The organism is Siansivirga zeaxanthinifaciens CC-SAMT-1 (assembly GCF_000941055.1).
Lineage (GTDB): Bacteria > Bacteroidota > Bacteroidia > Flavobacteriales > Flavobacteriaceae > Siansivirga > Siansivirga zeaxanthinifaciens.
The window spans coordinates 3,040,699-3,056,493 of the sequence record NZ_CP007202.1 but is presented as its reverse complement, the minus strand read 5'-3'; the positions used below and the strand labels follow the sequence as shown (position 1 = coordinate 3,056,493).

Annotated in this window: 7 protein-coding genes; all 7 read left to right on the top strand. The window is 34.2% G+C overall.

The window, feature by feature from the left end; all coding sequences use genetic code 11:
- The first annotated feature begins 181 nt into the window (after window positions 1-181).
- The 7 genes from AW14_RS13260 (at window position 182) to AW14_RS13230 (ending at window position 15,752) form a co-directional block, all read left to right on the top strand.
- Entirely contained in the window at window positions 182-2,323 is a 2,142-nt protein-coding gene (locus AW14_RS13260; RefSeq protein WP_052647524.1) for a BNR-4 repeat-containing protein, read from the top strand.
- A gap of 1 nt (window position 2,324) precedes the next feature.
- Window positions 2,325-3,029 carry a fibronectin type III domain-containing protein gene (locus AW14_RS13255; protein WP_044639242.1) on the top strand — a complete coding sequence of 235 codons (705 nt, stop codon included), beginning with the start codon at window positions 2,325-2,327 and terminating at the stop codon, window positions 3,027-3,029.
- A gap of 68 nt (window positions 3,030-3,097) precedes the next feature.
- The gene (locus AW14_RS13250; protein ID WP_169744671.1) at window positions 3,098-5,740 is read left to right on the top strand and encodes a DUF4955 domain-containing protein; all 2,643 of its coding nucleotides are present in this window, start codon (window positions 3,098-3,100) and stop codon (window positions 5,738-5,740) included.
- 599 nt (window positions 5,741-6,339) lie between these two features.
- Window positions 6,340-8,601: a BNR-4 repeat-containing protein gene (locus tag AW14_RS13245; RefSeq protein ID WP_044639240.1), complete on the top strand. Its 2,262-nt coding sequence runs from the start codon at window positions 6,340-6,342 to the stop codon at window positions 8,599-8,601.
- Window positions 8,602-8,793: 192 nt separating this feature from the next.
- The gene (locus AW14_RS13240; protein WP_044639239.1) at window positions 8,794-9,543 is read left to right on the top strand and encodes a T9SS type A sorting domain-containing protein; all 750 of its coding nucleotides are present in this window, start codon (window positions 8,794-8,796) and stop codon (window positions 9,541-9,543) included.
- 1,235 nt (window positions 9,544-10,778) lie between these two features.
- Entirely contained in the window at window positions 10,779-13,835 is a 3,057-nt protein-coding gene (locus tag AW14_RS13235) for a SusC/RagA family TonB-linked outer membrane protein (RefSeq protein ID WP_052647523.1), read from the top strand.
- An 81-nt stretch (window positions 13,836-13,916) separates the two neighbouring features.
- Entirely contained in the window at window positions 13,917-15,752 is a 1,836-nt protein-coding gene (locus AW14_RS13230) for a RagB/SusD family nutrient uptake outer membrane protein (RefSeq protein ID WP_169744670.1), read from the top strand.
- Window positions 15,753-15,795 lie beyond the last annotated feature (43 nt).

Here is a 15,795-nt window from a genome sequence, read left to right as displayed (position 1 = left end):
ATTTGAAATATAAATAAAAATCTTTATTCTTTGTTTATAAACTCAAGGCAGACAGAACAGGATAGAAATTAGTAAGTTTTTTTATTATTTTACTACAAAATAATTGTAGATTTTTTTTTTTTTTTTTTTTGCTATGGAAATGTTAACATTTAATTATAAACATTGCTTAATGCGGTGTTTCATGTTATTTGTTTTTTCGAATATAACAGTTGCTCAAGTTGTATTAGAAAACGAAATAAAAATAACAGATTTAGGCCTGCACTTTGATGGTAATGAAGTGTCTAGCGGTGCTTCTAATACAGGCGATAATGCACCGTATGATTATTTTTTTGGGCGCAATATATCAGCACATGGCGATTGTATAAAAACTTATGGTGATTATGTTTTTATGACCTGGTATCGTGGCCCAAAAGCAGACCGTCATGTGATGTTGACACGATATAACACCAAAACGGGTACCATGGCAACCATAGAGTTTCCTCACAGACACACAGGCTACCAAAATAGGTATTGGATTGGTGAATCACACAATACGATAGCGGTCGGCATTAGTCCTTTAAATGGTACAATTCATTTATTGTACGATATGCATTCTTATAGTGCTTCCAGACCTTCTGATGGAAGTTTGGCAAACGATTATTTTAGGTATTCTTACTCAATAGCCAACGCCGCTACTTTGCCAGATGCCGATTTTACTTTGGATAAGTTTGTTCAAAACGGTAGTGGTGGCTATAAGCATTTAAGAATGCCTGGTAGTGCGCCTCAATCAGAGTTTGTATCATTAACATATCCAAAATTCTTTTTAAATGATAGTGGAGACCTTTTTATGCTCATGCGAGAGGGTGGTAACAACAACGGTATGTACAAGTTTATAAAATACGACGCTAGTAGTGGAAACTGGGGTAACTTTATAGACTTTAATGCTTTAAATGCTAAAAACCAACCTGGTATTACTTACAACTGGGGGCTTTATGGTGAAATGAAGTACCTAAATGGGAAACTACGTATAGGATTTCAACGCAGATCCTCAAATAATAACGATAAATATATTTACCAAAATGGTGTGTATTATGCCTATTCAGATGACCAAAGCGCTGCCACAGGATGGAAAAACTATAAAGGAGAATCTTTTTCAGTGCCACTTTATGATGCTGACTTCATAAAGGTAATGGAGCCTGGAGATTATGTACAAACTACACAAACTGATCAGGTGCGTATAGTAGATGGCTTTGATTGGACAGTAACTGAAAATGAAGATGTGCACATTATAAGTAAAGTGAAAGACAATCAATTTAACGTTACTAAATATTTGCACACCTATAAACCAGCAGGAGCCACAGATTTTATCACATCAGAGGGTTTTTCAGGAGGTGGCTCCGAATTATATACTTCAGGCAACAGTGTTTTTCTTATAGGGTTAACCAGCAGTAAACGTGTATTTATAGAAAAGGCAGAGGGAGGTACCAATAATTTTACAAGAATTTATGAAGCCACTTCAGGAAGAACGTTCGATCATGGTGTAGTACACATAAATAATGGCAAGGTTTATTATTATTTAATGGAAAACAAAAGCGGTAATGCACAACCATTATATCTACAGATTATAGATTTAGGGATTGTACCAAAAAACCCAACTGCTTCGAATAATTTTACAATTGAGTCTATTGGAGAGACCTGTGCAAATAAAAACAACGGCAAGCTTATTATTACAGGCAATGCTACACATAATTATAAAACAACAATCAATGGAGTAGCTTATGATTTCACAAAGGAATTGACCATTGAGGATTTACCACCAGGTACTTATGATTTTTGTATTGATGTGGTAGGAGAAAATTATAATCACTGTTACGAAGTTACCATAGAAGGAGGAGCAAGTCTAACCGGAAAGATAGAGGTTGTTAAGCAGTCAGCTAGCGTATCGGTAACCTCAGGCAAAGGCCCTTATAAGGTTTATAAAAATGGGGTAGTGTTATTTGAGACCCAACAAACCAATTTTACAATAGACGTAGACCATGGTGATGAGATTCAGGTAAAGAGCAAAGAAGCCTGCCAAGGTTTAATATCAAAGACCATTAATTTCCTAGAAGATATAAAAGCCTATCCAAACCCATCAGGTGGTATATTTGAATTGTACATTCCTGATGGAATACACACCATAGATTTTGAGGTTTACAATATCCATTCAAAATTAATAAGCAAAAATACCAGTAGGGTTACCGGCGGAAAAGTTCAGATAGATATAACAGATAAGCCAAAAGGTCTCTACTTTGTAAAATTAAATTCAGAAAAACCGGTATTCATAAAATTAATAAAGAAGTAAAATGAAAAAGTCATATTTATATTTAGTTACTCTCGTTAGTGTTTTTTTATCCTGTAGTGGCGGTGGAGATGGTGACCCAGGTCCAAGTCCGGAGCCTGAAAACACAGCACCTACAGTACCTGTACAGATTTATCCATTGAGTAATACCTTATGTATTGATAATAATGTGGTTTTTGAATGGTCCGCCTCTAGCGATATTGAGGGTAACCCCATAAGCTACAGAGTGGAAGTATCAGAAAGCAGTGACTTCTCAATTTTATTGCATGATGTTAGTAGTTCTTCAACCTCTAGGGTTATTACCTTAGAAAAGGGGAAATCCTATTATTGGCGTTTAAAATCCTTAGACACTAAAGGGGCGGAAAGCGCATATTCTGCTACTAGTAATTTTCTAACTGAAGGAACTGGGGTTTCAAATCATTTGCCATTTGCACCAGAGTTGGTATCACCAGCATTGAATTCTGAAATTGATGGTTCTAGTACGACACTCAGTTGGACTGCTAGCGATGTGGATAATGATACCTTAAGCTATGATGTGTATTTAGATACCAACAGTAGTCCATCAACAAAAGTATCGGAAGGACAATCAGGAACAAGCTATGACGCCACAGGCTTAACTGCGGCATCAACTTATTATTTCAAAGTTATTGTAAAAGATGGTAACGGAGGTGTTACCATTGGGCAAGTTTGGAGTTTTACTACTAAATAATTAAGCTAATGTTTGTGAATTTAAAAATTAATAAGGGATGTGTGTCCTTGTTTTTCAAAATTACTTTTTTGAAACAAATAATTTATTTTTTAACTTTTTTAATAGGGTTTGCCATGTATGCCCAAAATATAGAAGCACCTTCCTGGGTAGATTTTGCTTCTAAAAAGTTAACAGGCAATTTATCGGAAGCTACATTAAATGATTTCTCCTATACAGGCTACCATTTTTCGGAGAAGGAAATACCGGATGTTTCTGGTTGGAATACCATAAGCGTAACCGATTATGGAGCCATTCCTAATGATGCAGGTTATGATGATGTGGCTATTCAAGCTGCTATTGATGCTGCCGAGGCAAGTAACCAACCAACCGTTGTTTTCTTTCCTGCTGGTAGGTACATCGTTTCTAGCGAAACCACTAAAACCCAACCTATAACCATAAATGGCAGCAATATAGTTTTAAAAGGAGCTGGGGCCAGTACTGGGGGTACCGAAATTTATACAGATAAATTTAATGAGGGAAAGTTTGACAATGACACCATAGATTATAGATTTCTGTTTATGCCTACTAATACAGATTCAAATGATATTACACAAGTAACATCAGAAATAAAAAAAGGTGATTTTGAAGTTCAGGTGGCTAGTACTGCTAATCTATCAGTAGGGCAGTACGTAGATTTATTTCAAAAAACAACAGATAATTTAGAGGCCAATATGCCTGGATTAACACCTAATGTAAGATGGACTATCATTAATAGAGATGGTATTCGGCCTTTTGAAAAACATTTGATTACCAAAATATCTGGAAATAAAGTAACGTTTAAAAACCCCGTACAGTTAAATATGCCTGTATCTTCTACTACCGTTCTAAGAACCTATAATACCATTAGCGAAGTAGGCGTTGAGGATATTTTATTTACGAGTGGTTGGAAAGACTATCCGGAAATTTTTGTGCACCATGCCAATAATATTGTTGATTATGCTTGGCAATCTGTTTTTTTTAGTAACGTAGTCAATGGTTGGATAAGAAATTGCGATTTTAAAGATTGGAACGAATGTATTTTTATTGAAAAAAGTTTAGCTGTAACTGTAAAAAATATTAATATTTATGGAAAACGTGGGCATACTGGTTTTTATTCCAGATATAGTTACGGTGTTCTATTTGAAAATTGCATAGATACATGTAGCGAAGGCTTGGTAAATGCTAATGAAAAGGGGATGCTACATGGCCCAGGAATGCGCTGGAGTACTACAAGTTCAGTTTTTATAAATTGTCCTATGCAGCCCGACCAATCAATAGATTGTCATGCTTCTCATCCTTATGCCAATTTATTGGATAACATACAAGGGGGTATTTTATTAGGTAATGGAGGAGCAGAGACATCTTACCCCAATAGTGGACCTTATTTAACATTTTGGAATTTTAAACATGAGGCTAATTTTACAACAAGGCTCTACGATTTTTGGTTTATCTCTAATACAACACAAAGAAGAACACATACGTTTCCAAATCCTCTTTTTGTAGGTTTTCAGGTAGGCGCAGGAGAAAATATAACGTTTAAAAATGAAGGTTTAGACGAGTTGCGTGGTCAGCAGGTATATCCTAATTCTTTATTCGATGCACAATTACAGTTACGATTGCATAATAGGTATATGTCGGCATCCTCATCCAAAACCAATGCAGAAGCTAAATTGGCAAATGATAATGATGACGCTACGTATTGGGAGTCCCGAAATGCAGGAACTGGAGAGTGGCTTTTGTTAGATTTAGGTATTAACAAAACGGTTAAAGGAATCACTGTAAAAGAAGCCTCAACAAGAATTAAGGATTGGACATTGGATTATTGGGATGGTAGTCAGTGGACAGAACTTATTGCTGGTTCCGAAATTGGTACTGCAAAGACGGTTAATTTCGATCTTATTACAGCACGTAAACTGCGTTTTAATATTGTCAATATGTTGGCTGGACAGGAGTCTGCTTCGGCTTCTATCTCAGCTTTTGGAATTGTCCCTGGACCTCTAGAGTTACCTGCGAATAACTTCAATATTCAAACCATTGGTGAAACTTGTATAAATAAGCAAAACGGTAAGGTACTCATTACAGCAAATGCAACCTATAATTATGTGGCAAGCCTAAATGGCGCTACATATAACTTTACTGGTGCCACTAGCATTGAAAATCTCTCTCCAGGCACATACGACTTATGTATTACCGTAGATGGGGAGGATTTTGAGCAGTGTTATCAAGTATCGATTGAAGGTGGGGTTAGTTTGTCTGGTAAGATGGAAGTAATTAAAAAGTCTGTCGAGGTTTCAGTAGTAACTGGCGTTGCCCCATATACGGTTTACAAGAATGGTAATCAAATATTAGAAACCTACCAATCTCATTTCAGTATCGATGTTAATCATGGTGATAATATAGAAGTTGTAAGTAAGGATGCTTGCCAAGGAAAAATGGCTAAAACCATCAATTTGCTGGACAACATTAAAGCTTATCCGAATCCTTCAACGGGCATTTTCGAAATATTTGTACCTAGTGATTTGGAAGTAATGGATTTGGAAATTTATAATACGCAATCACAATTAATTGGCTTTAAAAGATATCAACTTAATGCTGGAAAATTAACATTAAATATTGAGGATAAACCTAATGGCATTTATTTTGTTAAAATTAATTTGGAAAAACCTGTGTTTATAAAGTTAATAAAGCAATAAAAGTAGCGTAAGCAGTAATGCTATGATGTTAATAACGGTCGCTGGTGATGCCATAATAGAAAGCCTAATTAAATCGTAAAATTGTTTCAATATAGTTAGGAAAGCCTTATTAAAGTTCGTGTTTATTAGTAAAGAGAAATTAGATTTTGGAGAGCTTTTGTTATTACGTCTTCATAATTTAGCAACTATTAAATTGAATAAAGAAACAGACTTTATTTAGGCAACAAATGATAAACTTCGCATACAAATAAATATCACTGTTTTACTTGTTTTTAGTTTGATATGCAATACCCTCTATCTCTTTGGCTTTGAATAATGGTTTGCCTTATATTGAGTAAAATCACGCCTCGGCGTTATTATATAGTAATGCAGGACAAAACAGGATAGGGTAAATTTAATTTTTAAAGATATTTAATTGATTATTAGGATTTCGAAAACTATGTTTTAATTACTAAGGAATTGATTCGTTAAAAGGGATTCATTCTCTTAATTATTAATTTTAAATAGTTAATATCGTTTTTCTTTTCGATTAGAACTTGTATTTGTTGTTTCTGCAAGTGATTGTGATCTTAATAGTTAGATAAATAAATAAAAAAATTATGGTTAATAGATTTTCAGTCCGTTTTCGTTTCATCGTTTTTCTATCAATTATTAATCTTATTTCATTAGGTGGTAATGCTCAAGTTACCATTTTAGAAAACACGGTTGTTACAAACGATGCTTTTTATTTCTGGAAAGCCGATGACCCAAAACCATATCATTATGGTGCAAGTATCAATCCGCATGGAAATTGTGTTAAGGTAGTAAATGGTTATGTGTTTTACACTTGGTATCGTGGTGGATGGGCAGATCGTACCTTAATGGTGTCAAGAAAAAAAATAGGTGAAGGCAATTGGGTACATGTTGCATTACCAGCGAAATTAAGTTTAGTGGGGGGTAAAGGAGATACACATTTAACTACCAATATTGGGATTTGTCCTATTGATGGCACCGTTCATTTAATGTTCGATCATCACAACGAAGACTTAAATTATATCCAATCTAAAAAGAATATAGCATTTGGTCCGGACGAAGATTTTATAGCTGCCAACTTTTTGCCACAACAAGATTATTTAATTCCTGGTAAAAAAATAACAAGTGTAACTTACCCCGATTTATTTAATAACGATTTGGGTGAAATGTATTTTGAAAGACGTTTAGGTTCTGCGGTTGGAGGAAATATAATAATGACCTACTACAACGGCAACACGTGGTCTGAAGAAGTAACAATTATTCAAGGTACAGGACAAGAAGTAACTCAAGGCGAACGTGGGTTTAGTTACGGTAGTGCCTATTTTATAAATGGCAAATTTTATTATGCGTATTCACCGCGCTGGGCAGAATCACCAACTGCCCTAAATGAAGGTGTTTATGTAATGGAATTAGGTTCGCGAATGAACGATAAAGCCACAACAATGGATGGGAAGAGTTTCGATTTGCCAGTTATTAATCATGCCCCCTTTTTAATAGCAGATCCGCGTAGTGTTCCAGACAATGCTGGTTGGGCTGGTGGACCACAGTTAGCCATTTCTCCTAAAAATGATGTTTACATGTATATCAATCCCAAAGGAACAGATCCCTATAATTACCTTAGAAAACAAAATGATACGGAATTTTTGGAAGATCGAAATAAAGGTTCTTTAGGAATATTTTATGGCAATCGCATGTACAAGTTTAATTTATCTGGTGGTAATTTTGTGATAACAAGTGCTTTGGCAGGCACTTATTCTTGGCGTGAAGATTTTAGAACTAACGTAGGTATTAATGATAGAAAAAGTATCACTGTAATGGATAATGGTATTATTGCAGTGGTATTTAGTGAGGCCGTTAATAGCGATAAAGTGCCCATTCATTGTTTTGTTTTCCAATTGCAAAAGGAAGAGTACACACCCCAAACCATTAGTTTCGGTGGATTAGCCCCAAAAACAGAAGGTGATCCTAATTTTACATTAAATGCAACCGCTAGTTCAGGGCTGCCAGTTTCTTACAAGTCCTCTAATACAAATATTGCCCGAATTGTTAATGGCAATCAAGTACAAATAATGGGTGTAGGTTCATGCGAAATTATAGCAAACCAGAATGGTAATGGTACATTTGATGCCGCGCCTCAAGTTTCTCAAACCTTATTGATTAATGCTAATGCTTCAAAATCAAATCAAACCATTTCGTTTAATTTATCTCCCAACACCTATACTTGGGGTAATCCCAATCAAACTTTAACAGCAACCGCAAGTTCTGGATTACCGGTGCAATATGAGAGTACAAATACCGATGTTGCCATTATTGTTGATGGAAAAATACAAGTAAAACGTGCTGGGATTACAACGATTAATGCTCTGCAAACTGGCAATGATGTTTATAATACAGCACCCATTGTTAGCCATGAATACCAGGTGCCCATAAGACAGCAAGTTATTAATTTTCAGGCTATTCCTAATGTAACTTCAGGAGACCCGGCTTTTAGTCTTATCGCTACAAGTAATAACCCAGACGCGAATTTAAGATTTATTTGTCCTAATAATCAAGTGGCAGTAGTTTGGGATAACCAAGTGAGACAAATTTTAGGTGCTGGCACGGCAACAATAACTGTTTCAGATGAAGGAAGCGAATATTTTACCCCTGCTCAAGCATCACGAACCATTACTGTAAACCCAAAAATTCATCAAATACCCTCAACCATTGAAGCAGAATATTATACTACAAAGAGCGGGGTTAATGTAACACGTTGGAGTAATTCCATTTTTTATTTAAATTCTTGGGAAGCTAACGATTTTGCAGAATATACAATTGATGTCCCTGAAGATGGCGTGTATGAAGTATAAGTATTTACAGCATCGCCAGGATCTAGTAAGAAACTAAAAATTGTTAGTGGATCAAATACCTTAGCATCAATATCATTAACTACAACCCCTAGTTTAACAATCTTTAAAGGCACTAAAGCCAATATAACCCTAAAAAAGGGTATTCAAAAAATTAAAGTTGTTGGTGAAGTTGGGGGATTTAATTTTGACCGAATGAAAATTACTAATGGTCAAGGTGGCGGTGGCGCTGGTGCCGAAGGCGTTTATGAGTTGGTCAATGTTGCTACAGGAAAGTATTTAGGGGCTGCATCAAGCGCTCAGCCTGTTGTTATGCATGATGTAGGTGAAGGTATAGATAGAAAATGGGTATTTGTTAAAACAAATGTTGATGGTGTAGACTACTATAATATTGATAGTCAAGATAGCGGTATATTACGTGCTACAGGAGGTAGTTTTGCAGCAGGGGCTTATCTAGTGGTTAGTACAACTAAAGAAGCACCAGCAATCGATACCGATAAATTATGGACAGTACATTATAATAATACAGATGATACTTTTAGATTTGAAGCAAAAAATAGTGGTAGATTTTTGTATCATCAAACAGATGGCAATTGTTATAACCTTATTGAAATAGATGATTTTGAAGAAAATGATCCTAGAAGCAAATGGCAAGTTTTTGGAAGTGGAGGCCCATTGCTTAGTGTAAAAAATAACAATTTAAAGATAACTTCAATAAAAATCTATCCAAATCCTGCTAAAGATAGTTTTACTATAACTTTTGATAATTTTACTAATGCCAAAGTATTAATTTATGATATATTAGGTAAAGTAATGTTTGAAAATTCAACAAAAACAGGGCGAATGGAAGTTAAAAACAACGTTAAATTAAATTCAGGCATGTACTTAGTAAAAATTCTTGCCGATGGCAATAAAGTGTATCATAAAAAACTTGTAATTAAATAAAACTAACTTTCAGTTGTATTTATAATTAACAAAACCAAAAGTATATAATTTTTTTATAACCATATAGAACAGTTCATTTGCATTAAATTTTAATACTTTATACATGGTATAAAAATTAGTTATAACAGTAAAATAATTTTTTGAGAGTATTAATTTTTATATAACTATAAATATTATTCAATTAGCAATGTTGCTTTTAGTTAGATGATACCATGAACATGAATAAATCAGCCTGAAAACACTCTGTATTTTTTTTTGGTTTAAATAAAATGAAATTAAATAAATTACTATATTAGGGTGTATTTTATATATTCATTAGATATTAAATATAGACAAAAATCCTATTCTTAATATTTACGAATTTTAAGTATTCTTGTTTAAGTATTATTTACCAATATATTTTAATAACTATTTATAAACTATGGGTATAAATAATCGAATTTTCAAAGTTTTAGTGCTGAAAAAATGTTTTATTTAATTTTTGCAGGACAAGACCGGACAGCTTAACATTTTTAAGGTATTATATTTGATTTTAATAATAAACAACAAAACAATTAAACAACTAAACATTTATGAGATTAAAAAACACATTAAAAGTAGGTTATATATTTAACAAAATCTGATTGTTTTTATATACACAGTCTTGTATGAGAATGGCTTAAGTATTTTTAGATTACGTTTAGGTCGTTTGTTTTTTGCTTTATAGTAAAGGTTGAATTCTTTCTAGTACATATTGGTCTAATTAAAATTCTTTTTTTTAATTATTTAAAATCAAAAAAATTAAAAAAAGAAGTTTAATACGTAGAGTACCAATCCAATTTGACTTATGACCTCAAATACAATAAAGACGATTATAATGTTTCTTTTATAAAATATTTGGTAATTAAAACATTAATTTTTATTGATACTTTATTTTAAATAAGCGTTATTAAAAATAATATCCTTGTACTACATAGATCTTCCAAGAATTGTAATTTTGTAGAAAAAAAATACAAATTGGGACTTTTAAGTCACTTTTTAAGTACATATGTTCCCCTTTCAAGGTCTATTTTTGAATCATTAAAAAGTAATCAACTAAACTCAACCATACAAAACAGGACAGATTTAACATACTTTAACATCTACATTTGTGAATACTAATTATGAACTAAATTTATATGAAATTAAAAAGGACACTAAAATTTACGCTTGATCTTAAGCGAATTTTGATTGCAACAGGAATGATACTGTCCTGTATGGCAATAACAAATGCTCAGACAGTATCGGGTACTGTATCCGCAGATGGTTTGCCCTTACCAGGTGCCACAGTTTTGGTAAAGGGTACATCTAAAGGTGTAGCTACAGATTTTAATGGGAATTATAGTATAGAGGTTGATGCTCAACAAACACTCGTTTTTTCGTACGTTGGGTATAAAGCACAAGAGGTTCCTATTAATGGTAGAAACCTAATTAATATAATTCTTGAGCAAGTAGGGGAAACACTAGGAGAAATAGTTCTTGTGGGCTATGGTACCCAAAAGAAGGAAAGCGTTGTAGGATCTATTACTCAAATAAAAGGTGAAGATTTGCAGGCTATAACGGGTGGTATTACCAACGTAGAAGAAGCATTACAAGGTAATTTACCTGGACTTATTGCTATAAATGGTAGTGGTGTTCCTGGAAGAAATGATATGCAAATTTTTATTCGTGGTCAGGCCTCTTGGAATGGTTCAGGACAGCCCTTAATACTTGTAGACGGTGTTCCTAGAAATATTGACAATCTTGATTTTAACGATATTGAAAATATTTCTGTACTTAAAGATGCTTCTGCTACAGCCGTTTTTGGTGTACAAGGAGCAAATGGTGTTATTTTAGTTACCACAAAAAGAGGACAAAAGGGTAAAGCGCAATTGTCTTTACAGGCAAATACAACGTTCAAGTTCGCTTCTAAGGTACCTGAAAAATTAGATGCTTATGATGCTATATTAGAAGCAAACTCATCGATATATCGTGAGCTTGCTCAAAATGAAGATTCATGGAATTTAATACGTCCATTGCCTATTGCTGATAGATATCGTAATCCAGCAAATGAAGCTGAAAGTTTTATTTACCCCAATGTTAATTGGCGTGATATTCTGTTAAAAGATTTGGCACAAGATTATCGTGTCAATTTATCTGTTAGAGGAGGTGGAAATAACGCTAAATATTTTGGTAGTTTAGCTTACCAAACAGTTTCTGATGTTTTTGATGGAGCTAGTTATGATAATGGGAAAGGATATGAAAGCGAGTTTAGCTACGAACGATTTAATTTTCGTAGTAATATAGACTTTAATATTACAAAAACCACCGAGTTTTCTGTAAATTTAGGAGGGTTCTTAGGAATTCAGCAAACACCTGGTAACCTTAATTTAGTAACAAACGCTATATATGAGTTATCTCCAAATGCTTATACACCAGTTTTTCCTGATGGTTTTTTTGGTAGAGATAATAGGGATATCTTTGCAAATACTAACCCTCTTGTGACGTTAACTAATACCGGATACTCTACTACAAATACATTTAATATAAATACCGATTTTATTTTAAAACAAAAATTAGACTTTATAACCGATGGATTAAGTTTCCAAGGCCGTTTATCTTTAGATAATACATCAGAAAGTGAGCAGCGTTTAAATGATCCTGGTGCAGATGGTCAAGAAAATGTTAATTATCGTGTTTATAATGAATTTTTCGAAGAGCGAATTGAGTCTCCAAATGGGATTAATGATTTTGGTTTTGTGCCATTTCCATGGACACTTAGTACTCCAAGTATAAGAAATGGTTCGATTGGTAGACGTCTATTATATGATTTTTCTCTTAATTACAGCCAAACGTTTGCTGAAAAACATTCGGTTACAGGATTGGCACTTCTAAGACGTAATCAAAACGGTAGAGGTAATGGTTTTTTAACGTATCGTGAAGACTGGGTAGGAAGAGTTACTTACGATTACGATAAGAGATATTTCTTAGACGTTAGTGGTGCTTATAATGGATCTGAAAAGTATGGTCCAGGGTTCCGTTTCGATCTTTTTCCTGCAGTGGCTGCTGGTTGGACAGTGTCTAACGAGGCTTTTATGAGTAAGGTTGATTGGGTAAATAATTTAAAATTTAGAGGATCTTATGGTATAATTGGAGATGACAGTGGTGGAAATAGATTTGAATACCAAGCCACTTGGAATATTGGTGGTGGTGCTTTTATCAACCCAAATGCTTCTAATGTGCGCGAAAGTTATGTGTTTTATTCTGAAGCTAATGTTGGTAATCCGAATTTACAATGGGAAACAGCTGCAAAGTATAATATAGGAGCAGATATAGGTTTATTTAAAAACTCAATTACTGCAGAGTTAGATTTTTATGGAGAAAACCGTAGTAATATTTTAATACCAAGTACTCAAAGAGCCGTACCAGATTGGTTTGGTGCTAACCCTCCAGCGTTTAATAGAGGAGAGGTAGAGGTTCGAGGATTTGAGATTGTTTTAGGTGCTAATCATACGTTTTCAAATGGACTAAATATTTTTGGTAATTTTAATTACACACAAGCCAAGGATTTAGTTATTGACAGAGAAGATCCAGAACTACGCCCATTTTACCAAAAAGCAGCCGGTTATCCAATCGGTCAACCAAGGTCTGCTATTCCTGCTAACATACTTGGAAGTATTGACGATTTATACAGTTCAACTCCTTTGGTTAATGGACAAGGAAATATACGTCCTGGATATTATAATTTAGTTGATTACGACGGAGATGGCGTTTATAATGGCGCTTTTGATAATGTGCCATTTGGTTTCCCTACACGTCCTCAAAGAACTTGGGCAGCTACAGTAGGTGCCAAATATAAAGCATGGAAATTTTCTGTTCAGTTCTACGGTACTCAAAATTCAAACAGAAATTACACTAGTAGAACATTTAGTAATCAAGTTGATACTTTCTTTGCTCATGAGTTAGGATATTGGACAAAAGATAATCCAAATGGAGTAAGAACACAACCAACATTTAATTTTGATCAAGGGGCTAACGATCCAAGACGTAATTTCTGGGATGGCTCTCTAACAAGATTAAGAAGTATAGCTTTAAACTATACTGTTCCAAAAAAGACATGTGAGAAATTAGGAGTTAAGTCACTAAGTATTTTTGCTAATGGGAATAACTTATTCTTATGGACAGATTTACCAGACGATAGAGAATTTAACAGTAGTCAAACTGCCGATTCTAGTTTTAGAGGAGATTATCCTACCTTAGCAAGATTTAATTTTGGTTTTAATTTGGATTTTTAAAAAAGAATATTTATGAAAAATTTTAAAATAAAAATAGTTTTATTTCTTGGGCTACTATTTACGTTTGCCTGTGAAGAATATTTGGATATTGCTCCAGAAGCTGAAATTGATGTAACTGATGTATTTGGAACCTTCGAAACTTCTCAAGGTTTTGTTGAAGAAATGTATAATTTGGTTGTTGACTATGGAACGGCTGGTTGGAGTTTTCAAGATTATATATATGGAGATGACGGTTACAACACTCAGACCTTCAAATTTAGTACGCAGTTAGATCGTGGTCAATTAAATCTTTGGATTGGTAATAGTTTAAGTTATATACATCAAAATAACAGATTCCAAACAGGCGAAAATAATGGAGCCTTAGGAAGCACTAATGAAGAACAAGGCCGTGGTAGACCAAAAGTATGGAACGCTAGTATGCGAGGAATACGTAAGGCAAATGTTGTTATTGCAAACGAAGATTTAATGATTGGTTTAACGCAACAAGAAAAGAATGTTATACTTGGACAAGCTTATTTTTTTAGAGCTTATTTTCATAATGAAGTTATGAAATTTTGGGGACGTTTTCCTCACATCAAAGAAGTATTTACAGGAGCAATAGACATCCCTCGACCTGAAACCTATAAAGAAGTAGCCTTATCAATTAATGAAGATTATAAAAAGGCTATTGAATTATTACCTGTAGATTGGGATAATGAGCCTTATGGACAAAGAACCTTAGGTAACAATGCTGGTAGATTAACAAAAGGTGCTGCTTATGCATTTCAAGGTAAAAACTTACTTCTTGCAGCAAGTCCATTAATGTTTTTCAATAACCAACCAGGAATTGATACTTATACATATGATACAGAACTTGCAGCCATGGCTGTAAATGCATTTGCAGAAGTTCTTAAGCTTGAGCAAGCTGGTGTATATCATCTGGCAGAAAATATGGAAGATTACAAGAAATTATTATGGGAAACACCAAGAAATACTTGGCCAGGACTTGTTCCAGAGGCTAAAGAGTTAATTTTTGCTGGTTCTAATGGTTCTCATCCAGGTTCTACAGAAAGTTTTATGGCTACCGGCATGCCAAGACCTATAGCTGGTACTGGTACACAATGTACAAGTGCTACACATAACTTTATTCATAATAATTTTGGAATGGCTAATGGATTATCGATTGAGGATGACTTAAGCGGTGCTTACGGTACTCCAACTTATAACCCAAATAGACCATTTGATAATCGTGATCCTCGTTTTTATGCATGGGTTTTTGCAGATCGAGACGTACTTGGAACTAGAGCTGGTATACCTGCAGCAAATAGAGTATTACAGCTTTATTCTGTAGGTGGTGCTGGAGGAGGTTCTGGTCCACATCGTGACAGGAACGGTTATTCATTTACAGGATATTTTTTCAAAAAGTTTTATCCAGAAATTGATGGACAATATCATTCTCAAAAAGGAAACAATATTATTAGACAGTTTACTGGAATTAGAATGCATATGAGGTTAACCGATGTATACCTAATGTATGCAGAAGCTCTTCATGTAGCTAGTGGCCCAACTACTGCACCTAGTTCGTTCCCTTTAACTGCTGAGCAAGCAATTAATAAATTAAGAGCTAGAGCTGGAGTAGATAATGTAAAACCGGCTATTGTTGCAAACAGAAATAAATTCATGGATGAATTAAGAAGAGAAAGATCTGTTGAGTTATCTTATGAAGGACATAGATGGGTTGATATTCGCCGTTGGGGAGTTGCTCATGAGGATAGATACAGAATTAAGACAAAATTAAATTTTGATAAAGATTGGACGTTCTTTGAAGAAGTTCCATTGGTAGACAGAGTTTGTGAGTATCCTAAGCATTATTGGTTACCATTCGAAGCAAATCAAACACAGTTTTATGAAGGCTTTCAACAAAACCCAGGATGGTAAAACTTGTATATATCTGTTTTAACTAATACTAAAAACTAAAGAA

Bases quoted from the DNA above. Each gene is read 5' to 3' on its own strand.
- AW14_RS13260 (WP_052647524.1), top strand. From the start codon at position 182: ATGTTATTTGTTTTTTCGAATATAACAGTTGCTCAAGTTGTATTAGAA.
- AW14_RS13255 (WP_044639242.1), top strand. From the start codon at position 2,325: ATGAAAAAGTCATATTTATATTTAGTTACTCTCGTTAGTGTTTTTTTA.
- AW14_RS13245 (WP_044639240.1), top strand. From the start codon at position 6,340: ATGGTTAATAGATTTTCAGTCCGTTTTCGTTTCATCGTTTTTCTATCA.
- AW14_RS13240 (WP_044639239.1), top strand. From the start codon at position 8,794: ATGAAAATTACTAATGGTCAAGGTGGCGGTGGCGCTGGTGCCGAAGGC.
- AW14_RS13235 (WP_052647523.1), top strand. From the start codon at position 10,779: ATGGCAATAACAAATGCTCAGACAGTATCGGGTACTGTATCCGCAGAT.